The sequence below is a fragment of the Amycolatopsis heterodermiae genome (genome assembly GCF_034929455.1).
GTDB classification, from domain to species: Bacteria; Actinomycetota; Actinomycetes; order Mycobacteriales; family Pseudonocardiaceae; genus Amycolatopsis; species Amycolatopsis heterodermiae.
In genome coordinates this window covers 161,065-181,390 of sequence record NZ_JAYFSI010000007.1, presented here as the reverse complement: position 1 = coordinate 181,390, position 20,326 = coordinate 161,065, and the positions used below count along the sequence as shown (strand labels likewise).

Here is a 20,326-nt window from a genome sequence, read left to right as displayed (position 1 = left end):
GGGCGCAACTGGGCGTCTGTCCTCTTCGGACAGAGCCGGACCGGAGACCCGTCATCTTTCGTGTGCCCGGTTTCGGAAAGCGTTGGCGCCCTCACCTCGACGGACAGGAGCCCGCATGACCCACCACACCGCCACCGCGCCGGAGGTCGCGCGGCGGCCGGGCCTGCACACGGCGTTGCAGCTCGTCGCGCTGGTGATCGGCCTCGGCTACCTCGCCCTCGGCATCGGGGGGTTCCTCGTGCCCGGCAACGCCGACGCGGCGGCCGGCGAAGGCTTCGGGGCCCCCTCCCCGCAAAGCACGCTGCTGATCTTCACCGTCGGGCCCGTCCTGAACGTGCTGCACACCCTCGGCGGGCTGGTGGGCCTGGCCGCCGCCCGAAGCGTCTCCGGCGCCGCCCTCTACGGGCTGGCCGGATCGGTCGGGTTCGCGGGCCTCAGCGCGTTCAGCTTCCTGGCCGTCACCGTCGACATCGACGACCGGCCGCCCTTCGGCTGGGCCGACGTCGTGCTGTACGTCATCACCACCGGCGTCCTCGTGGCGCTCGCCGTCCTGGCGTTCCGGGCCGTCCGCCTGGCGTCGAACCCACCGGCCGAGGAGTCGACATCCAAGCTCTGACCTGGCAAGGCAACGAAGACGTCCGCGTCACCGACGTGCCGGACCCGCGCATCGAAGAGCCGACCGACGCGATCATCAAGGTCACCTCGACCGCGATCTGCGGCTCCGACCTGCACCTCTACGGCGTCCTGGGCCCGTACCTCAAACCGGGTGACGTGCTCGGCCACGAGGCGATGGGCGTCGTCGAGGAGGTCGGCCCGGGCGCCGCCGCGCACCTGTCGGTGGGCGACCGGGTGGTGGTGCCGTTCACCATCTCCTGCGGGCACTGCTGGATGTGCGGCCGGGGCCTGTTCGCGCAGTGCGAAACGACCCAGGTCCGCGAGCACGGCAAGGGCGCGAGCCTCTTCGGCTACACCGACCTCTACGGCTCCGTGCCCGGCGGCCAGGCCGAGTACCTGCGCGTGCCGCAGGCCCAGTTCGGGCCGATCGTCGTCCCCGACGGCACCCCGGACGAGCGGTTCCTGTTCCTCTCCGACGTCCTGCCGACGGCGTGGCAGGCCGTCCGCTACGCCGACATCCCGCCCGGCGGCACGGTCGCGGTGCTCGGCCTCGGCCCGATCGGGCAGCTCGCCGTGCGCATCGCCGCGCACCTCGGCGCCGGGCGGATCATCGGCGTCGACCGGGTCCCCGAACGGCTCGCGCTCGCCGCGCGGTACGGCGCCGAGCCGCTGAACCTCGAAGACGTCGACGACGTGGCCGCCGCGCTGATCGAGCTGGTCGGCGGCCGCGGCCCGGACGCGACCATCGACGCCGTCGGGATGGAGGCCCACGGCGGCCGGTTCGTCGCCGCGGCGCAGAAGGCCACCGGCATGCTCCCGGACGCGCTCGCCCGGAAGGTGACCGACAAGCTGGCCGTCGACCGGCTCGACGCGCTGCACGCCGCGGTGAAGGGCGTCCGGCGCGGCGGGACGGCGTCGGTGTCCGGCGTGTACGGCGGTGAGGTCGACGCGATGCCGATGATGGAGATGTTCGACCGGGGCATCCAGCTGCGCATGGGCCAGGCCCACGTGCGCCGGTGGACCGACGAGATCCTGCCGCTCGTGCTCGACCCGGCCGACCCGCTCGGCACGCTGGACCTCGCCACGCACCACCTGCCGCTCGCCGAGGCCCCGCACGGTTACGAGATGTTCCGGGACAAGCACGACGGCTGCGTCAAGGTGGTGCTCCACCCGTGACCGCACGAGTCGTTCTCGTCGTCGGCGCCGGCAGCGGAATCGGGCTGGCCACCGCGCTCGCGTTCGCCGCCCGCGGCGAGCGCCTGGTGCTGGTCTCGCGCAGCGCCGAAGCGCTCGAGAGCGCGGAAGCCGCGTGCCGCGTCGCGGGAGCCGGCGAGGTGGACACCGTCGCCGAGGACATCGCGGAGCCGGCCGCCGCGGGCCGGATCGTCGCGCGGGTCCTGGACCGCCACGCCCGGATCGACGTCGTCGTGCACACGGCCACCGTGATGGGGTACGGCACCATCGAGGCGATGCCCGCGGACGTGTTCACCGCCGTCGTCGACACCGCCGTGCACGGCACGCTCCACCTGGCCCGGGCGGTGCTCCCGGTCCTGCGGCGCCAGCACGCGGGCACGTTCATCGGCGTCAACTCGCTGCTGGGCTCGGTCACCGTCCCGCAGATGGGCGCGTACGCGGTCTCGAAATGGGGCCAGCGCGCCGTTCTGCGCACCCTGCAGCAGGAAACCCGCGACGAACCGGGCGTGCACGTCTGCGTCGTGAGCCCCGGCAGCATCAACACGCCCATCTACTACCAGGCCGCCAACTACACCGGCCGGGCCGCGCGGCCGCCGTGGCCGGTTCTGCCGCCCGAACGGGTGGCCGCGGCGATCGTGCGCCTGGCCGACCGGCCCCGCCGGCACGTGTCCGTGCCGGTCGGCCCGGGAAACCCGCTCATCATCACCGGATTCCGGCTGCTGCCGCGGATCTACGACCGGGTGGTCGGCCCGTTGTTCCGGCTGGCCGCCCTCACGCGTACGCGCGTGCGGCCCACACCGGGCACCGTGCACCAGCCGGCGCCGGCCGGGGAACGCGTGCACGGCCACTGGCCGGAACCCCCACGAGGACAGGTGGTACCGATGCGGCAGGTTCACGCGATCGACGGATCCCGGAGCAGCTCGTGACGGCGCCGGGGCCGGAGCCGGACGACGTGCCGGGCCTGGAGCCGGGCGGTTCGGTGCAGCCGGGGGACACCCCGCCCGACGCCGGGCAGACGTCGGGCCTGTCGCACCCGCAGCCGATGCCGTCCAAGACGATTCCCGTGCTCGCGCTCGTGATCATCGGCCTGATGGTGGCCGGAGCGGCCGCGTTCTTCCTGCTGCGGGCCTTCGACCTGTTCGGTTGAGCGCGCGTAGCCTGACGATGGGTGAAAGGAAGTCGGCGCTGGTGACGGTGTTCAGCTCGGGTGTGGCGGACGTCCGCGAGCGGGTCCGTGACGCGCTTTTCGCACGCGTGGCCGGCCCGGACGGGCCTCGCAACCGGGCCCGGATCCACGGCGCGCCCGGACCGCGCTGGTTCCCCGACGGCAGCGCGATCCGGCAGGTGCACGGGGACACGGCGATGTTCGTGGGCGGCCTGCGCGCTCTGCTGCTGCAGTCGCTGCACCCGCTGGCGATGGCCGCGGTGGCCGCCCATTCGGGGTACCGCGGCGACCCGTGGGGCCGCCTGCAGCGCACCAGCACCTTCCTCGCGGTGACCACGTTCGGGACGGCGGAGGACGCCGAGCACGCCGTGGCGACCGTGCGCGCGGTGCACGGGCGCGTGAGCGGTACCGCCGCGGACGGCCGTCCCTACCGGGCCGGCGACCCGCACCTGCTGAAGTGGGTGCACATCGCGGAGGTCGACAGCTTCTTGCGCGCCCACCAGCGCTACGGCGCGCACCCGCTCGACGACGCGGGCTGCGACCGGTACGTGGCGGAAACCGCGGTGGTCGCGGAAAAGCTCGGCGTCCGGGAACCGCCGCGCACCCGGGACGAACTCGAGCACGCAATCGCCGAGTACCGGCCGGAGCTGCGCGGAACGCGGGAAGCGCGGGAGGCGGCCCGGTTCCTGCTGGTCACCCCGCCGATCCCGTGGGCGGCCCGTGCGCCGTACGCGGTGCTGGCGGCCGCGGGGGTGGCGATGATGCCGATGTGGACGCGCTGGCCGTTGCGGCTGCCCTACCTGCCGGTGGCCGAAGGGACGGCGGTGCGCCTGGCGGCCGGGGGCCTGGTCAAGGCGGTGCGCTGGGCGATGAGCGCCCCGGTGCCGGGCTGACGGCTTTCTAGGGCCGGGCGCTCGCGTGCCGTCCGACCGCGATGTCGGCCAGCCGGGCCAGGGATTCCTTGTTGCGCGGGCGAAGCAGCCACGCCTGCACCCGTTCCGGCAGCAGCTTGCCGGGCCCGCGGACGGCGTGCTCCCGCATCCGGACCAGGGTGCGCGCGCCGTCGTCCCGCGCGAAGAGCGCGATCTCGACCGCCGCGGTGCCGAACAGCCATGCCTTGGCGTGCAGGGAAAGCAGCTCGTCCGGCCGCACCGCCACGACCGTCGATTCGTCTTCGATCTGGAGCGGCCACAACCCGACGCTGTGGTGGATCCGGGCGCCGACGGCGGGCCAGTCCTCGTCGACGACCCGGATGTGCGAGCTGCCGACGACCCACCCGCCGAAGGACCACCCGTCGGCGAGCACGGCGAAGGCGGCTTCCGGTGGTGCGTCGACCATCCGGCTGACTTCGGTCACGGCGTTCTCCGCTCGTTCGCTGGAACGCGCCGGGTACCCCGTGCGCCTCCGTTCACTCCCGAGACCGGACCCGCCGGGTGCCGCGCCGTGGCGGCTTCGGCCTCGGCACGGTGGCGGCGGCAGGCGGTGCACACCATCGTCCGGCCGATCACGGTGCCGTCGCCGTCGACCAGCCGGGCGACGTACAGCGTCCGCTGGCCGCACGCCTCGCACGGCGTCGAAACCGGACGCTGACGGGCAGGCGGGGACCGGGCCAGGCCGAAGCGTGGAAGGGCGGCTGCTGCTCGGTCAGCCGCGCGGCGCCAACGTAACTCGCCGGGGTCGGCACGATCAACCACCGACTGATTCGGAGCAGCGGCTAGTCGGCGACGGCCGTGTCGACGTCGGTGTACGTGGTGAACTGGGCGGTCAGGCCGGTCACCTCGAGGACGCGGGTGACGGTCCGGGAGGTGGCCACCAGGGCGATCGTGACACCGGTGTGCGCGGCCCGGCTGCGGTGGTCGGCGAGCAGTTCCAGGCCGACGGACGCGAGGAACGTGACCGCACGCAGGTCGATCACGAGCCGGTGGCGTGCTTCGGCCGCCGCCTCGGCGTGGGCCCGTTCGGTGACGGTGCGGGCCTCGGGTGCGGTCGCGAGGTCGAGTTCACCGGTGAAGGCGAGCACGACGGCTCCGTCGCGGCGGGTGATCGAGCCGAGAAAGGCCGGGGCGGTCACGGAGGGACCTCGTTCCAGGCCGGGGAGGCGGCGACCGGCGGTGCGCGGTCCGCGAAACGTGCGGGATGGCGATCTCCCCGGCAAGGGCGTGTCACCACATGGTGTCGACGGTACTGCGCGTGGCCGGTCAGTGCCGATCGGCGGCGGGGAGGTGCGCGGCGAGCACGACGACGTCGTCGTCGTGCGGGGTCCCCTGCCCCAGCATGCGGCGGATGGTGTCGTCGACGAACTGGGCCGGGTCGGCGGGGTCCAGCTCGGCGACGGTGTCCCGCAGGCGCCGGATGCCGACGTCCAGGTCGCTCGCGCGGCGTTCGACCAGGCCGTCGGTGTAGAGCAGCACGGTGTCGCCCGGCCGCAGCCGGACCTCGTGGTCGGTGAGCGGGACCTCGCGCAGCTCGGGGTAGCCGAACATCAGGTCCACCCCGGTCAGGGCGGTCGTGGTGCCGTCGTGGTGGCGCACGATCGGCGGGAGGTGCCCGGCGCTGGCCCACCGCATGACCCAGCGGTCGCCGTCGCCGGGGCGCAGGTGGGCCTGCAGGACGGTCCCCGTCGCCCGGACCCCGGTGGCGGCGCAGGCCTGCTCGACCGCGGCGAGGATGGCCGAAGGCGGTCCGGTGGGACGCTCCCAGGCCGCCTGCCGGCCCATGCTGCGGACCTGGCCCATCAGCGTGGCGGCGTGGATGTCGTGGCCGGTGATGTCGCCGACGACGAGGGCGACGGCGTCGCGGTCGGCCCCGTCGACCGTATTGAGATCGATGGCGTCGTACCAGTCGCCGCCGACCTGCTCCAGCCGGCCGACGGGCAGGTAACGCGCGGCCAGCCGCACGCCGGTGAGCTCCGGCAGCCGGGTGAGCATCGCCTCCTGCAGCTCCCGCGCGACGGTGACGCGGTCTTCCACGAAGCGGGCGCGTTCCAGGGCGTGCCCGACGTAGCCGGCCAGCGTGGTGATCACGGCTTGCTCGTGGACGTCGACGTCGTGCCGGGTGTCCCACCCGAACAGCAGGACGCCGGCGACCCCGTCCGGTCCGGGCAGGGGAACGCAGGTGATCGTGTGCAGGCCCAGCTCGGCGTAGCGGCGCTGCGCGGTTTCGGGGAACGCGGCGGCGATGGCTTCGGGGTCGGGGTAGAGCTGCAGGCTGCCCTCACGCGCGGTGAGCGCGATCGGAGTGTCGTCCTCGACGTGGGAGAACGCATCACCCGATTCGGGGCCGAGTGCCTGCAGCGGGTCGTCGATCCGGTGCAGGTCGCCGCCGCTTTCGGTGAGGGTGAGCCCGACGTACGCCGGTTTCAGGTCGCCGGAGACCAGATCGGTGACGATCTCGCGCAGCTGCGAGATGTCGTCGGCGTGGGCGAGGGACTGCGACGCGGTCAGCAGCAGCTGGGAGCGGGTGAACGCCACGCGCAGCATGGCCTCGGCGGTGTCGGTGCGGGCGCGTTCCTGGTGGGCGTCCCGGGTGGCGATGCGCAGCCGCAGCTCGAGCGAGCACGTGTGCGCGAACTCGGCCAGCACGGCGAGCTCGTCCTCACGCCAGCTGCGCGGCTGGTGATCGATGACGCACAGGCTGCCCAGGACGCGGCCCGCGGCGTCGGTCACCGGGAACCCGGCGTAAGCGCCGATACCGATGTCGGCGACGGAGCGGTTGTCCCACGCCCTCGGGTCGGTACCGCCGTCTTCGATGATCAGCGGAGCGCCGGTCACCACCTCGAGACGGCACAGCGACGCCGACAGCGGCGTGCGGCGGGTGCGTGCCCACGGCTCGCCGAGACCGGCCAGACCCGGGAAGACCTGATCCTGGTCCGTGACCAGCGAGACGAGCGCCACGGGGGTGCCGACGCGCTGCCGGGTGCGTTCGGCCAGCGCGTCGAGCGCCGCGTCGGGTTGGCTGCCGAGCCCGGTCTCGGCCAGCGCGGCCAGCCGGCCGGGATCGGCCAGCGTCGCCTTCGCGTCCTCGTGTTCGGTCATCGCACAAGCCCCTGCATCGTCGAAGTCCATGCCGGTCGGGCCATAACGAGGCCTTAGTACCCCTTCACCGTCTCGACCACGCAGGGCATTTTCCAGCCGGCGAAGTCGTCGAGTTGCATCGGTCGTGCAACGATACATGCGGACGGTCCGGGGAGCCACGAAGGCCCTCCGCATGTTCGCCGTCGCCGCGAACACGGCGCTCGCCCGATCCCGGCCGGGTAAGGTCGTGTCCGGCCCTGCCGGCCGACGGAGCTGAGAGGCGGTGTGCGCATCGTGGATGCGACGAACGTCGAAGCGACCGTGGACGTGCGGGGACGTGCCGCCCTGGCGACCTGGACGCCGGCCAAGGTCGCCGAGGTCGTCGGTGTCTCGCCGGTGACGCTCCGCAGCTGGGCCGCCCGGTACGGGGTGGGGCCGTCCTTGCATGAGGACGGCAAGCATCGCCGTTACTCCGCGGTCGACGTCCGCCGCCTCCAGCACATGCAGCGCCTCATCGACCGCGGCATGCGAGCCCGCGAAGCGGCGGCAACGGCCTTCTCGGGCGACGAGGACGCGGCGGCGGAGCTCTCGATCCCCCAGAGCGTCCAAGAACTCGGCGAAGCGGCGGAAGACCTGCGGTTCGCCACGATCGCCACGGTGATCGCGGACACCCTCGCCGCGATCGGCCCGGCAGCGACCTGGACCGAAGTGGTCGCCCCGGTACTGGAGAACCTGGGTGGCCGGTGGTTGCGCGGCCAGTTCTGCTTCGAGGCGGAGTGGGCCCTCACGACCGAAGTATCGGCAGCGTTGCAGCGGTTCACCGCGCAGTACGAGCCGGTGCTTCCGGGACGCCCCGTCCTGCTGGCCTGCTGCCCGGGAGAGCGCCATTCACTACCACTGGAGTTCCTCCGGGCAGCGCTCCTGGAGGTGGGCACCCCGGCCCTCCACCTGGGCCAGATGGTCCCGGCCGAAACAACAGCCGCCATGGCAACCAAACTCGACCCGGCGGTGGTGATGCTGTGGTCGATAGCCCCAAACACAGCCGACGAACTACTCGCGGACCGGCTGACGCGCGAAGGCATCACGGTGTGCATCGCCGGCCCGGGCTGGGAACAGTTCGCCGATCACGGCACACCGTGGGTGAACGACATGTCAGCCGCGATCAAGTTCCTCGTCGAATCACCGGCCTGAGTCCGCACCGTTGGCCACGGCCTGTAGATCACGAGCACGAGGTCATTGCTCCGGCTCGCCGCCCGGAAGAAGCGGCCATGTTGCGCAAGGTGGACTTGCAACTTGGGGCGAACTGCTGTTGTCGGAGACTCGCCTATCACCGCCGCCCCTGACGGCTGTTCCGGAACCTGACCGGGGGAGACCTCACGACTTCCGTGATCAGGTCTGCCGCCTCGTGGCCGACCCCTCCGGCCGAATCCATCCCTCAACCATGAGGTAGCGGCCCACGAGATCGAAGGGCGCGGTACCTCACCGCGAATCGGCCGGGCGGAGCCGACGGTCGCGTTCGGCCAGGAGGATCGGGCGGACCTGGCGCATCCGCAGGCGCGTGTAGGCGATCATCGCCACCAGCACCGCGATCAGCGGAACCTGCGACAGCAGCAGCGAGTCCGTGATCTCCGCCGGTGAGAAGCTGTACACGATGATCACCCGCAGCGCCGCGTCCAGCAGGAATCCCACGCCCCACACCAACGTCACCGAGCGGATCGCCGTGCGGAAGGGCTCGGAAACCTCCCAGTTGTGGTCGTAGGCCTCGACCATCCGCGGGTCGCCGCGAGTGGCGAACGGCTTTCCGGCCTCGAAGACCAGCGGGCGGCCCACGAAAAGCGTGCCCAGCGCGTACACCCCGGCCACACCGACGTAGAACGCCGGCTTCAGCAGCAGCACCCGCGGGTCGTCGCTGACGAACAGCAGGACCACCGACAGCAGCACCTCGATCACCACCAGGATGCCGAACCCGTCGAGCTTGCCCCGGCGCACGGTCGTGATGATCGCGTTCACCATCGTGGCCAGGCCGCCGATGCCCAGGGCCCAGAACGGGCTGAGCCCGAACACCGTGTGCAGCAGCCAATAGGCGGCGATCGGCAGCACCAGGTCCAGCGCGAACGGCGCCAGTGCGCGGATTCTCTCCTTCATCGGTCTTCCCCCGTTCCGTGGCCGCGGAGACCCGCGGCCTGGTTGCTGCGGCGCACCACGGCCGTGGCGTACTCCCGCATTTCCCTCTCGTACGCGGCGATCGCGGTCAATGGGTCACCGCTCGCCAAGCCCTCGGCCAGCAGCGCCGCGTCCCGCAACGCCGTGTTCGCACCGACCCCGCCCGACGGCGGCATCACGTGGATCGCGTCGCCGAGCACGGTGATCCGCCCGGCCGGCCATTCGGGGACCGGTGGCGACGTCCGGATCGGCGTGCGGAACGTCGCGGGCACGTCGGCGTGCCGCACGATCCGCACCAGCTCCGGGTGCCAGCCACGGACGACGTCCTGAGCGAACCTGTGCAGCGCAACGGGTTCCCGCTCGTCCGGCGCCGCGCCGACCACCGCCCACATCAGGTAGTCGTCCACCAGGGTCAGCTCCGGCGGGAAGGGACTACGCGCCCGAAAGGCGGCGAGCGCCAGGGTCGCCTTGCCGCCGGCCACCGCGGTGAAGCCGTCGAAGAACCGGGCGGGCAGGCCCGGCAACGCGGCCAGCGGCGTCCGGCCGTAGACACAGCGCAGTCCCGTGTCGATCGGCGCGCTCCCGGGCGCGACCGTTGCGCGGACCGCGGAGTGCACCCCGTCGGCGCCGACCAGGACGTCGCCGTGAACCTCACGGCCGCCCTCGAACTTGACGCGCACGCCGCCGGTGTCCTGGTCCGCGGCCGTCACCCGGTGTCCGAAGTGGACATCCTGCTCGAGCCCGGTGAACAGGATCTGGCGCAGGGTCCGGCGGTTGACGGCACTGTGCTCGCCGCCGTTGCCGACGTCGAACCTCGAGAGCACGGTCAGGTCGGTGCCGAGCGTGCTGATCCGGCCGGCGCCCGGCACCGACGACGTCGCGAGGTAAAGCCGGTACAGGTGCTCGGGCAGGCAGCGTCGCAGGGCTTCGCCGCCATGGCCGTCGATGTGGATCCGGTAGCCCTGGTCGCGTTCGCCGAGGTCCGGGTCGCGTTCGAAGACGCTCACCCGCACCCCCGCCGCACGCAGTCCCTGCGCGAGACACAGTCCGCCGACGCCGGCCCCGGCGATCAGCACGTGCACGTCACTCACCCCCGGACCGCTGCTGCCACGGCCGGCCACCGGGCCGCTGGCTCCGGCGCTTGGCCTCGTCGACCGAGGTCTCCAGCCGAGTGAGCAGGCGACCGAGCGTCCGCACGTCTTCGGCGTCCCACTCGGCCATGAAGTCGGCGAACCGGTCCAGCCCGACCCGGGTCAGCGTGCGGACCTCCTCCCACCCGGCCTCGGTGAGCGAGATCAGGCAAGAGCGCCGGTCGGCCGGATCGGCCTCGACCGCGATGAGGCCGTCGTCTTCCAGAGAACGGGTCTGCCGGGTGATCGACGACGGGTAGAGGTCGAGCTCGGCGGCCAGCTCGGACGGGCGCACCTGCTGCTTGACGGCCGCCTGCTGCAGGATCGCCTGCCGGGTCGGGTCGATGGCCTTGTTCTGCGCGCGGCGCATCGCCTGGCCGATCCGGGCCAGCGGGTAGACGACCCGCTCGAGGTCCTCGTAGTCGTGGGGCATGACCTCAGAGTGCGCTATTTGCGCCACGCAAACAAGTGGTTAGTGAGAAGTTCAGGGAAGACCCTGACTTGTTCTCAGGGCGCGTCCGTCCGACGAAGCCGCGGCTCGCGGTGTTCACCGCCGGCCTGTGGCCGGATTCCTTGCCGCTCAGCGGTTCCAGTGCTCGGCGAGCAGCTCGTAGGACCGGACCCGGTCCGCGTGGTCGTGGGTGATCGTCGTGATGACGAGCTCGTCGGCGCCGGTGGCCTCCTGCAGCTGGCGGAGCCGGGCGGTGACCGTGGCCGGCGAGCCGGTGAGCTGGGTGTCGACGCGGTCGGCGACCAGCGCGCGGTCTTCGTCCGTCCACGCGTGCGCGGCCGCTTCTTCCGGCGTGGGGAACGGGATCGCGCCCTCGGCGCGGCGGATGCTGCGCACCCACGGGCCATAGCCGGATGCCAGTTCCCGGGCGGTGGCGTCGTCTTCGGCGACGACGACGTCGGCCGACACCGCGACGTAGGGCTTCGGGAGTGCGTCCGACGGCTGGAACGCCTTCCGGTAGGCGTCGACGGCTTCGAGCACGCTCGACGGGCTGACGTGGTAGTTCGCGGCGAACCGCAGGGAGTTGCGGCCGGCCACGGACGCGCTCTGCCCGCCGCTGCTGCCGAGGATCCAGAGCTGCGGTCGCGTGCCTTCGCCGGGGACGGCGTGGGCCTCGACGCCCTCGGCGGACCGGTAGGTGCCGGCGAGCAGGGCGAGGATGTCGTCGACCTGCTCGCCGTAGTCGGGGGATTCGGCGCCGGGTTGCTGCAGGAGCCCGAAGGTCACGCCGATCCGCGCCGACCGGGCCAGGCCGCTGAAGTCGGGTTTCGGGGGAATCAGCAGGCCGTTGGCCGCCTGGGCGGGCGCGGTGGGCCGGGCGGCCGCCGCGGCGTACTCGCGGACCAGCTGCTTGCCGCTGCGCCCCAGGCCGAGATCGAGCCGTCCGGGGTGGAGAGCGTCGATGAGGCCGAATTCTTCGACCGTGGCCAGTGGCGTGCGGTGGGCGAGCTGGACGCCGGCGGAGCCGAGCCGGATGCGTTCGGTGGCCCCCGCGACGAGGGCGATCAGGATCGGCGGGGACGCGCCGGCGACGCCCGGGTTGAGGTGGTGCTCGGCGAACCAGTAGCGCCGGTAGCCGAACCGTTCGGCCTGCCGGGCGAGGTCGACGGTGTTGTGCACGGCCTCGGCGACGGTCGCGCCGGAGCTGACCGGGACGAGGTCGAGCACGGAAAGCGGGACTTCGGGCACGGGCGGTCCTTTCAGTCGGGCCACGGCGGAGCGGGGATCTCGCGGCGCAGGACGGGGGCGACGTCGGACTGGAACAGCTCGAGCGCGTCGCGGTGCTGCCGGGCGCTGAGCCCGTCGCGGTCGGCGTGCAGGTGCATGACCTGGTGACCGAGTTCCTTGCGGTAGCGCAGCACCTTGTCGGCGACCTGCGCCGGGCTGCCGACCAGGGCCGAACTGCGCTCGGCGAAGTCTTCGAGCGTCGTGAAGACCGGCTCCAGGCCGAGCCTCGTCTGCAGAGCCAGCCGGCTCTCGAAGATCGGCCGATAGGTTTCGAGGGCTTCCTGCGACGTCCGGGCGACGTGGAAGCCCGCCGTCCCGGCGCCGACGAGGGCGCCCGCCGGGTCGTGGCCGTGGTGGGCCCAGCGTTCCCGGTAGTACCGGACCAGTTCGGCGTAAGGCTCGACGGGGTTGGTGACGTTGGCCGAGAAGAGCGGGTCACCCCACCGCGCGGCGAGGTCCACGGACTCGCGGCTGGTCGCGCTGCCGTGCCACACGCGGATCGGCCGCTGCAGCGGCCGCGGCCAGACCTCGGCGTCGGCGAGCGACGGGCGGAAGCGACCCGACCAGGTGACCTTGTCCTCGCGCCACAGTCGCCGGAACAGTTCGTAGCCTTCGGCGTTGCGGTCCCACTGGTCGTCCGGGGTGACGTGGAAGAGCTGGCGCTGCGCGGCGCCGTTGCCCTTGCCGATGATCAGCTCCAGCCGTCCGCCGGAGAGGTTGTCGAGGGTGGAGTAGTCCTCGAACGCGCGCACGGGGTCCAGCAGGCTGAGCGTGGTGACGGCGGTGAAGAGCCGGATCCGGGAGGTCCGCGCGGCGATGTGGCTCAGCACGACCGGTGGCGACGAGGAGATGAACGGCCGCTCGTGCCGTTCGCCGACGCCGTAGCCGTCGAAGCCGAGCTCTTCGGCGAGTTCGGCGGTCGCGACGACTTCGCGGAGTCGTTCGTGGGTGGGGGTCAGGACGCCGGTGACCGCGTCGGGAACGTGGGTGATGAGGGTGATCAGCAGGAACTTCACGCGTTCTCCCCTTCCCTGGCTCGGTACTCCACAGTTATCCCGGGCGGAGGTCGCACCGCATTCGCGTTCACGATGTGGGCGCGCCACCGCGCAAGTGAGCCACGGGCTCAGCGGTTGATCGCCGCCGCGTAGTCGAAGAGCGTCACGCGGTCGGGGAGCTTCGTCTTCGCCATCAGGCTGGAAACGTGCTTCTCGACCGTTTTCGGCGAAATCAGCAGGCGCCGCGCGATGTCGGTGTTGCCGAGGCGGTGCGCGAGCAGGCGGAACACGTCGTACTCGCGCACCGTCACCCCCGCGTCGCGCAGCTCCCGGGGGAGCAGCTGGAGGCCGGGCCGCCGCTGGCGGACGGACTCGCCGGCCCGCCGCAGCAGCGCCCGGCACGCCCCGGCGACGGCCGGGACCGCGGCGTCGTGGAAGTACTCCTCCGCCGTGCGCAACCAGGTGACCGGGTCGCCCCAGCCGTCGGTCAGTGCGGCTTCGGCGACGAGCCGGGCACCGAGGTGCATGGCCATCCGATAGGGACGCGCGGCTTCCCGCGCCGCTCGCATCGCGGCTTCCGCGCCGGCGACGTCACCCCGGCGGCCACACGCGACCGCCCGCGCCAGCTCGGTGAACTGCCGGTCCCAGCGCGGCCATGCGGCGGACGGCGCCCCGGGCTCCTCCCCGCCGGCCAGGACGTCGAGCAGGATCCGGAGCCCGTGGTGCCCGGCCGCCGGCGAACCGCCGGCGCGCTTCAGGTCGCGGCGGGCCTGTTCGCGGTCTTCCTCCAGTACCGCGCAGATCGCCTGGGCCAGGCCGACGCACAGGGCGAAGTCCGGGTGGTGATCGCCACCGGCGGCGCGCGCGTCGGCGATCGCCTCCGCCATGCCGGCGCGGTCGGCCCGGTGCGCGGCGGTGACCGCGCGGAGGACGTGGGCGTGCCGGACGACCGCGCCGAGCCCGTGGTGCGCTGCGCTCGCGGTGAGCCGCGCGAGCTGCGGACCGGCGGCGTGGAAGTCGCCGCCGAGGATCAGCCCGTGCAGGACGAGCCCTGCTTCGGCCGCATGGGAAACGGCCACCGCCCCACTGCGTTCCGCCTGCTGCCGGGCCAGGGCGAGCCCGCCGGTGTCGCCGTCGGCGAGGGCCGAGTGCTCGCCCATGCGCAGCAGGACGTGCGTGCGCCACAGCGGGATCCGGTGCGTCTCGGTCAGCTGCCTGGCTCGTTCGAAGTGCTCGCTCGCCGCCGCCGGGTCCTGGTCCCTGGCGAGGATGCCCAAAACGAGTGCCGCCTGGCAGGCGGCGACCGGGTCGCCGTGCCGTCCGGCCTGCTCCAGCGCGCCGGCGGCGAGCCGGCTCGCGTCGTCCTCACGGCCCGGTAGCCCGAGCAGCAGGAGAGCGTGCACGGCATCGACCGCCGTGCGCTGCCGGTCGCCGCCGGAGGACCCGTGGCGCGTACGGGCTGCGGTCACCTGGACCAGCCCCTCTTCGGTCCGGCCGGCGAGGTACGCGGCCCAGGCCACCCGCGCGTGCAGTACCGCGGCCCGTTCGAACAGGCCGACCTCGGAGAAGCGGCCCGTCAAGGCGAAGGCGCGATCGGTCTTCCCGGCTTCGCCGAGCACGTGAATCAGCGACTCGAGCACCGCACCCCGCAAGGGCAGGTCGGGGCTGTCGGTCAGCAGCGCGTCCGCACGCTCCAGCGACGTGATCGCGGAACCGGCATCCGCCGTCTCGAGCGCCCGGTGCCCGGCGTCGGCGAACAGCCGCCCCGCGACGGCGCGGTCGCCCGCGAGCTGCCGCAGGTGTGCCACCTGAGCACACCAGGCGCCGGGCAGGCCCGGGTGCAGCAGCTCGGCGGCGTCGGCGAGCAGCCGGGCGAGGTCCGCGTGCCGCGTCGGCCCGAGCCGGGCGAGCACCGCTTCGACCGTCAACGGGTGCCGGAAGGCGTACCACCCGATCGCCGCCGGATCCGGCTCGAGGAGCCGCGCTTCGACGGCCGCGTCGAGGAAGACCGCCACGGTCCGGTCGTCGGCTCCGGCCGCCCGCTGCACCACCGGTGCGGCGAACCGGAGCCCGAACACCGCCGCGGCGGTCAGCAACCCGGACCCTTCGGGGCCGAGCCGGGCCATCCGGGAGGCGACGCTGCCGACCAGAGCCGCGGGCACCGCACCGGCGGACGTGTCCGCCAGGTGCCATCCGTCGCGGCGCTCGGCCAGTAACCGGTCGTGGACCAGCTCGTGCAGCAGCTCCTCGACCAGGAACGGGATCCCGGCGCTGAGCTGCCACAGGTGGGTCGCGGTTTCGGCGGGCACCCGGGTCCGGTCCGTGCCGAGGCAGGCCGCCACCACGGCGTGCACCTCGCCGGGGCCGAGCCGGGACAGGGTGCGGAGGGTGCAGACCCCGCGCCGGGCCGCGGACCGGGCGATCTCGCGGGCGGCGGACGGCTCGTCGCCGATGGTGCCGATCAGCAGCACCCGCGTCGACTCCAGGTTGCCGACCAGGTACTCCAGCACGAACAGCGTCTCCGCGTCGGCGTCGTGCAGGTCGTCGAGAACCAGCACGCAGCCGCCGGCCCGGCCGACCACGGACAGCAGCCGCAGTACCGCTTCGGCGACGACCAGCAGCGGTGGCGCCGGGTCGTGCGCCAGGGCGCTGCGCCAGTCGGGCACGAGCACACCCAGCGCCTGCCGGTACGGGCCGAGTTCGCCCACGTCGACCGGTTCGGTTTCCCTCGTCAGCGAAAGCAGCGCTTCGGCCAGCGGACGGAACGGAACCACCGGGCCGACCGAGCTGCCTTGCCCGCGTAGTACCCGGGCACCGCGCCCGGCCGCCCGTGCGGCGGCCTCCCTGGCGAGGCGCGACTTGCCGATCCCGCTTTCCCCGGTGACGAAGGCCGCTCCGCCGCGCCCGGCCAGCGCGGCGTCGAACGCCGTGGCCAGTTCCCGCAGTTGCGCGTCCCGGCCGACCAGCTCCGGCGACCGGATCAGCATGCGCGGCGAGCGGCCGCGAAAAAGGAATAATCGTATTCGCGCATCGAATTGAGCCCCCAGCTCTCCGGCCCCTCCGGACAGGCCTCTTGGATACACGAAGGGCCGGTCCGCGCCAAGGCGGACCGAATACTGGAATGACATCACCGTGATACCGGAGCCGCCGCATGCCGGACTGGGGTGACTTCCCCCAGATTCGCCTGACCGGCCCGCGTGGCCGACGGACCGGTCGCTAGCCCGTTCGGGGGTTTACAGGAGGTGGCGCGTTTGCGTCCCGGGTCATCGCCAGGTGACCCGTGCCGCACAAGTGGTCCGGACCTTCGGTGTCTGCCGGGATTCCCTGCTCGATTTTCCCTGCTCAAAGCAAAGATGGAGCTCTCGCTCGAAGGGTGCGGGACAAAGGTGGGGGAGTTGCCCCTCTAGCGCCGTCGTGCCGGCGATGTGCAGACTGGCGAAGGCCACGGACTGGGGTGAAGTGAGCCGGGCACGGGGGTACCACAGTGGAACGCGACGCGGCGGCGAGCCGCGCGCGGCGTCCGTTCGAGCACGTTTCCCCTGATTGGCAAAGTGCCCGGAAGGGTGCGCGATCGAACATTCGGTTCCGGAAAACAATCGGTCATTCACGCGAAAGAATGCGGGGAAAACAAGTGGGTGCGAAGGGAATCACCCGGGTCGGCGTGGTCGGCTCGGGCGCGATGGGCGCGGGGATCGCCGAGCTCTGCGCGACCCGGGGGCTGGACGTCCGGCTGGCGGTGTCACGGGAGTCGTCGCTGACGGCGGCACCGCGGAAGATCTCGGCGTCCCTCGACCGCCGCGTCGCCAAGGGCAAGCTGACACCGGCCGAGCGCGACACCGCACTGGCCCGGATCAGCGTCGGCACGGACCTCGCCGAACTCGGCGACCGGCAGCTCGTCGTCGAGGCGATCCCCGAGGACGAGCAGCTCAAGCTCGGGCTTTTCGCCACCCTGGACAAGATCGCCGGCGACGACACGATTCTCGCCAGTACCACCTCGGCGATCGCGATCACCCGGCTCGCCGCGGTGACCACACGCCCCGACCGCGTGCTGGGCCTGCACTTCTTCAACCCCGTCACCGCGATGCGGCTCGTCGAGATCGTGCCGGCGCTGACGACGGCCGCCGAGGTGACCGAGCGCGTGACGAACTTCGCGGAGCACACCCTGGACCGGCAGCCGGTCACCGTCGCCGACCAGAGCGGCTTCGTCGTCAACGCCCTGCTGATCCCGTACCTCCTGTCCGCGATCCGCATGGTCGACACCGGCTACTGCCCCGCCGCGGACGTCGATCGCGCCATGGAACTGGGCTGCGCGCACCCGATGGGCCCGCTCAAGCTCGCCGACCTGATCGGCCTCGACGTCGTCGCGGCCATAGCGGCCGCGCTGCACGAGGAGTTCAAGCAGCCCCTCTACGCCGCCCCGCCGTCGCTTTCCCGGCTCGTCGAAGCCGGCCACCTCGGCCGCAAGACCGGCCGCGGCTTCCACACGTACTGAAGGAGAACTGTGCACTCGTTCCTGAACATCAAGAAGTCCGCCCGGATCAGCGACGACTTCTGGGACGTCACCGACAAGGCCGGCCTGTTCGACGTCGTCGTCGCCGGCCTCGGCGACGGTCGCCACCGCGCCCTCGACGACGGCCACGAGTTCGTCAACATGTCCTCGTATTCGTACCTCGGCCTCGACACGCACCCGAAGCTGGTGCAGGCCGCGGCGGACGCCGTGCTCGCCGAAGGTGCGCTCAACACGTCGACGTCCCGGATGCGCGTCCGCTTCGGTGTCCTGAAGGACGCCGAAGCCGCCCTGTCGGAACTCTTCGACGTCGAGGCCGTGACGCTCAACTCGTGCGCCGCCGCGGCATGGGCCGCGCTGCCGCTGGTCGCCTCCGGGATCTTCACCGAGGGCGAGCCGCCGCTGATGGTGTTCGACAAGAACGCGCATTTCTGCCTCAACGCGATGAAGCCGAGCGTCGCCGACGAGACCGAGGTCGCCGTGGTACCGCACAACGACGTCGAGGCGCTCGAAGCCCTGTGCAAGCAGCACAAGCGAGTCGCCTACGTTGCCGACGGCGTCTACAGCACCGGCGGCCAGGCCCCGGTGAAGGAACTTCTCGCCCTGCAGGAGAAGTACGGCCTGTTCCTGGTCTTCGACGAGGCCCACGGCATCTCGACGGTCGGTCACCGTGGACGCGGCGTCGTCCTGGAGGAACTGGGCCAGATCAACGACCGGACGATCATCATCACCTCGCTGAACAAGGGCTTCGGCGCATCCGGCGGCGCGATCTTCCTCGGCAAGCGCGGCTCCCAGTGGCGGCTGGACACCGCGCAGCGCAACGGCGGCCCGCTGATGTGGTCGCAGCGCATCAACACCGCAGGTCTCGGCGGCCTGCTCGCGTCCGCGGAGCTGCACCGCACCGACGAGCTGACCGCGCTGCAGCAGCGGCTGCAGGACAACATCGCCCTCTTCGACCGCCTGGTGGAGACCGGCGAACGCGGCGACGGCCTGCCGATCCGGTTCGTCCGGGTGGGCTCGGAGGACGCGACGGTCCGGCTCGCACAGGACCTGTTCCGCGCAGGCTTCTACGTCTCGCCGATCTTCTTCCCGATCATCGGCCGCGGCAAGGCGGGCCTGAGGATCATGCTGCGCGCCAGCATGACCACCGCCGAGATCGAGCAGTTCGCGGGGCTGCTGACCTCTCTGAGCGCAGCGGCATGACCGCGCTGCTCTCGCACGTCGACATCCGATCGGACGCGTTCCGCCGCAACACCGAAGACTTCGAGGCCAACCGTGACGCCATTGCCGCGGCCAGGGCCGCCGCGATAGCCGGCGGCACCGAGAAGGCCCACCGCAAGCACGCGGACCGCGGCAAGCTGACCGCCCGGCAGCGCATCGCGCGGCTGCTCGACCCCGGCACCCCGCTGCTGGAGGTCGGCCAGCTCGCCGCACACGACGTCTACGAGGAGCCGGTGCCCTCGGCCGCGCTCGTCGTGGGCGTCGGGATCGTCGCCGGACGTCCGTTCATGGTCTTCGCCAACGACGCCACCGTGAAGGGCGGCACCTACTTCCCGCTCGGCGTCCGCAAACACCTGCGTGGCCAGAAGATCGCCCGGGAGAACGGCCTCGGCTGCATCTACCTCGTCGACTCCGGCGGCGTATTCCTGCCGCTGCAGGAGGACCTGTTCCCCGACGAGGACCACCTCGGCCGGATCTTCCGCAACATCGCCGAGCTGTCCGCCGAAGGGCTCCCGCAGCTGGCGGCGGTGATGGGTTCGTGCACCGCCGGCGGCGCGTACATCCCGGCGATGTGCGACGAGACGGTCATGGTCCGCGGCACGGGCACGGTCTTCCTCGGCGGCCCGCAACTCGTGCGCGCCGCGACCGGCGAGATCGTCGATGCGGAGACGCTCGGCGGCGCGGATCTGCACACCCGCGTCACCGGGGTCGCCGACCACCTCGCCGAGAACGACGACCACGCCCTCGAGATCCTGCGCGACCTCGCCGCACGCAGCCCGCGACCGCCGCTGGCCGCGCCGTCCCGGCCGCCGCGCCCGCCGAAGTACGACCCGGCCGAGCTGCTCGGGGTCGTCAGCGCCGGGCTGAAGGAGCACATCCCGGCCCGCGAGATCCTCGCGCGGCTGCTCGACGACAGCGAGTTCACCGAGTACCGCGCGCGGTTCGGCCCGACGATCGTCTGCGGGACCGGGCACGTCGGCGGCTACCCGGCCGGTGTGCTGATCAACGACGGCGTCCTGTTCTCCGAGAGCGCGCAGAAGGCCGCGAACTTCATCGAAGTCTGCGCGCAACGCGACATCCCGCTGGTGTTCCTGCACAACATCAACGGGTTCATGGTCGGCGCCGAATACGAGGCCGGCGGCATCACCAAGCACGGCGCCAAGCTCGTCAACGCCGTCTCGTGCGCGAAGGTGCCGAAGTTCAGCCTGGTCGTCGGCGGCAGCTACGGCGCGGGCAACTTCGCCATGTGCGGCCGGTCGATGGGCTCGCAGCTGATGGCGATGTGGCCGAGCGCGCGGTCCACTGTGGTCGGTGCGGAGCAGACGGCGAAGGTGATGACGCTGATCCGTGCCGACCAGCTCGCCAAGGAGGGCCGTGAGCTCACGCTCGAGGAGGAAGCGGCGATCCGCGAGCCGATCCTCGCCTCCTACGAGCGGCAGGCACAGCCGCTGTACTACGCGGCCCGGCTGTGGGTCGACGCCGTCGTGGACCCGGTCGAGACGCGGGACTGGCTGACGTTGTGCCTGGCCATGGCCGCCGACGCGCCGAAGCGGGAGACCCGCTTCGGGGTCTTCAGGATGTGAGG

General features: G+C 72.2%; 19 protein-coding genes. 10 read left to right on the top strand and 9 right to left on the bottom strand.

Going from position 1 to position 20,326, the window contains the following annotated elements:
* Positions 1 to 115 precede the first annotated feature (115 nt).
* From VA596_RS28535 to VA596_RS28515, 5 genes are read left to right on the top strand one after another with little or no spacing between them, the layout of a single operon-like run.
* Positions 116 to 616, top strand: coding sequence for a DUF4383 domain-containing protein (locus VA596_RS28535; protein WP_323331630.1), 501 nt, complete (start codon positions 116 to 118; stop codon positions 614 to 616).
* Positions 604 to 1,791, top strand: a complete 1,188-nt coding sequence (locus VA596_RS28530; RefSeq protein WP_323331629.1) for a zinc-dependent alcohol dehydrogenase — start codon at positions 604 to 606, stop codon at positions 1,789 to 1,791. Before VA596_RS28535 ends, VA596_RS28530 begins: the two co-directional genes overlap by 13 nt.
* Complete coding sequence (locus tag VA596_RS28525) at positions 1,788 to 2,735, top strand: SDR family NAD(P)-dependent oxidoreductase (RefSeq protein ID WP_323331260.1); 948 nt, start codon at positions 1,788 to 1,790, stop codon at positions 2,733 to 2,735. The genes VA596_RS28530 and VA596_RS28525 overlap by 4 nt, the downstream gene beginning before the upstream one ends.
* The gene (locus VA596_RS28520; protein ID WP_323331259.1) at positions 2,732 to 2,956 is read left to right on the top strand and encodes a DUF6480 family protein; all 225 of its coding nucleotides are present in this window, start codon (positions 2,732 to 2,734) and stop codon (positions 2,954 to 2,956) included. Before VA596_RS28525 ends, VA596_RS28520 begins: the two co-directional genes overlap by 4 nt.
* Before the next feature lie 17 nt (positions 2,957 to 2,973).
* Positions 2,974 to 3,867: an oxygenase MpaB family protein gene (locus VA596_RS28515; RefSeq protein ID WP_323331258.1), complete on the top strand. Its 894-nt coding sequence runs from the start codon at positions 2,974 to 2,976 to the stop codon at positions 3,865 to 3,867.
* 7 nt (positions 3,868 to 3,874) lie between these two features.
* Here VA596_RS28515 and VA596_RS28510 read toward each other — a convergent pair whose 3' ends face one another.
* A complete protein-coding gene (locus tag VA596_RS28510; RefSeq protein ID WP_323331257.1) occupies positions 3,875 to 4,330 on the bottom strand; it encodes an SRPBCC family protein in 456 nt (151 codons plus the stop codon).
* 87 nt (positions 4,331 to 4,417) lie between these two features.
* Here VA596_RS28510 and VA596_RS28505 point away from each other — a divergent pair, with 87 nt between their 5' ends.
* Positions 4,418 to 4,564 carry a hypothetical protein gene (locus VA596_RS28505; protein WP_323331256.1) on the top strand — a complete coding sequence of 49 codons (147 nt, stop codon included), beginning with the start codon at positions 4,418 to 4,420 and terminating at the stop codon, positions 4,562 to 4,564.
* A 124-nt stretch (positions 4,565 to 4,688) separates the two neighbouring features.
* On the opposite strand, the gene VA596_RS28500 is transcribed toward VA596_RS28505, so the two are convergent.
* Both VA596_RS28500 and VA596_RS28495 read right to left on the bottom strand, forming a co-directional pair.
* Complete coding sequence (locus VA596_RS28500) at positions 4,689 to 5,045, bottom strand: STAS domain-containing protein (protein WP_323331255.1); 357 nt, start codon at positions 5,043 to 5,045, stop codon at positions 4,689 to 4,691.
* A gap of 127 nt (positions 5,046 to 5,172) precedes the next feature.
* Positions 5,173 to 7,008 carry a SpoIIE family protein phosphatase gene (locus tag VA596_RS28495; RefSeq protein ID WP_323331254.1) on the bottom strand — a complete coding sequence of 612 codons (1,836 nt, stop codon included), beginning with the start codon at positions 7,006 to 7,008 and terminating at the stop codon, positions 5,173 to 5,175.
* 300 nt (positions 7,009 to 7,308) lie between these two features.
* Between VA596_RS28495 and VA596_RS28490 the strand changes: the two genes are divergently transcribed.
* The gene (locus tag VA596_RS28490; protein WP_323331628.1) at positions 7,309 to 8,178 is read left to right on the top strand and encodes a MerR family transcriptional regulator; all 870 of its coding nucleotides are present in this window, start codon (positions 7,309 to 7,311) and stop codon (positions 8,176 to 8,178) included.
* 288 nt (positions 8,179 to 8,466) lie between these two features.
* Here the strand turns inward: VA596_RS28490 and VA596_RS28485 are convergent, their stop codons facing one another.
* From VA596_RS28485 to VA596_RS28460, 6 genes are all read right to left on the bottom strand, one after another.
* On the bottom strand, positions 8,467 to 9,132 hold the full coding sequence (locus tag VA596_RS28485) for a VC0807 family protein (protein ID WP_323331253.1): 666 nt from the start codon (positions 9,130 to 9,132) through the stop codon (positions 8,467 to 8,469).
* Positions 9,129 to 10,241, bottom strand: coding sequence for an FAD-dependent oxidoreductase (locus VA596_RS28480; protein WP_323331252.1), 1,113 nt, complete (start codon positions 10,239 to 10,241; stop codon positions 9,129 to 9,131). The genes VA596_RS28485 and VA596_RS28480 overlap by 4 nt, the downstream gene beginning before the upstream one ends.
* Positions 10,234 to 10,713, bottom strand: coding sequence for a MarR family winged helix-turn-helix transcriptional regulator (locus VA596_RS28475; protein ID WP_323331251.1), 480 nt, complete (start codon positions 10,711 to 10,713; stop codon positions 10,234 to 10,236). Before VA596_RS28475 ends, VA596_RS28480 begins: the two co-directional genes overlap by 8 nt.
* A 147-nt stretch (positions 10,714 to 10,860) precedes the next feature.
* The gene (locus VA596_RS28470; protein WP_323331250.1) at positions 10,861 to 11,979 is read right to left on the bottom strand and encodes an MsnO8 family LLM class oxidoreductase; all 1,119 of its coding nucleotides are present in this window, start codon (positions 11,977 to 11,979) and stop codon (positions 10,861 to 10,863) included.
* Positions 11,980 to 11,990: 11 nt separating this feature from the next.
* On the bottom strand, positions 11,991 to 13,034 hold the full coding sequence (locus VA596_RS28465) for an LLM class flavin-dependent oxidoreductase (RefSeq protein ID WP_323331249.1): 1,044 nt from the start codon (positions 13,032 to 13,034) through the stop codon (positions 11,991 to 11,993).
* Positions 13,035 to 13,141: 107 nt separating this feature from the next.
* Positions 13,142 to 16,000 (bottom strand): helix-turn-helix transcriptional regulator, encoded by a 2,859-nt coding sequence (locus VA596_RS28460; RefSeq protein ID WP_323331248.1) that lies wholly within the window; start codon positions 15,998 to 16,000, stop codon positions 13,142 to 13,144.
* A 644-nt stretch (positions 16,001 to 16,644) separates the two neighbouring features.
* Here VA596_RS28460 and VA596_RS28455 point away from each other — a divergent pair.
* From VA596_RS28455 to VA596_RS28445, 3 genes are read left to right on the top strand one after another with little or no spacing between them, the layout of a single operon-like run.
* Positions 16,645 to 17,505: a 3-hydroxybutyryl-CoA dehydrogenase gene (locus tag VA596_RS28455; protein ID WP_323331247.1), complete on the top strand. Its 861-nt coding sequence runs from the start codon at positions 16,645 to 16,647 to the stop codon at positions 17,503 to 17,505.
* Between the two features lie 9 nt (positions 17,506 to 17,514).
* Positions 17,515 to 18,723: an 8-amino-7-oxononanoate synthase family protein gene (locus VA596_RS28450; RefSeq protein ID WP_323331246.1), complete on the top strand. Its 1,209-nt coding sequence runs from the start codon at positions 17,515 to 17,517 to the stop codon at positions 18,721 to 18,723.
* Positions 18,720 to 20,324: a carboxyl transferase domain-containing protein gene (locus VA596_RS28445; RefSeq protein WP_323331245.1), complete on the top strand. Its 1,605-nt coding sequence runs from the start codon at positions 18,720 to 18,722 to the stop codon at positions 20,322 to 20,324. The genes VA596_RS28450 and VA596_RS28445 overlap by 4 nt, the downstream gene beginning before the upstream one ends.
* The last annotated feature ends 2 nt before the right edge of the window (positions 20,325 to 20,326 follow it).

What these genes read in the sequence shown, in the direction of transcription:
- VA596_RS28515 (WP_323331258.1), top strand. Translation starts at nt 2,974, where the DNA reads ATGGGTGAAAGGAAGTCGGCGCTGGTGACGGTGTTCAGCTCGGGTGTG.
- VA596_RS28485 (WP_323331253.1), bottom strand. Translation starts at nt 9,132, where the DNA reads ATGAAGGAGAGAATCCGCGCACTGGCGCCGTTCGCGCTGGACCTGGTG.
- VA596_RS28535 (WP_323331630.1), top strand. Translation starts at nt 116, where the DNA reads ATGACCCACCACACCGCCACCGCGCCGGAGGTCGCGCGGCGGCCGGGC.
- VA596_RS28475 (WP_323331251.1), bottom strand. Translation starts at nt 10,713, where the DNA reads ATGCCCCACGACTACGAGGACCTCGAGCGGGTCGTCTACCCGCTGGCC.
- VA596_RS28445 (WP_323331245.1), top strand. Translation starts at nt 18,720, where the DNA reads ATGACCGCGCTGCTCTCGCACGTCGACATCCGATCGGACGCGTTCCGC.
- VA596_RS28460 (WP_323331248.1), bottom strand. Translation starts at nt 16,000, where the DNA reads ATGCTGATCCGGTCGCCGGAGCTGGTCGGCCGGGACGCGCAACTGCGG.
- VA596_RS28495 (WP_323331254.1), bottom strand. Translation starts at nt 7,008, where the DNA reads ATGACCGAACACGAGGACGCGAAGGCGACGCTGGCCGATCCCGGCCGG.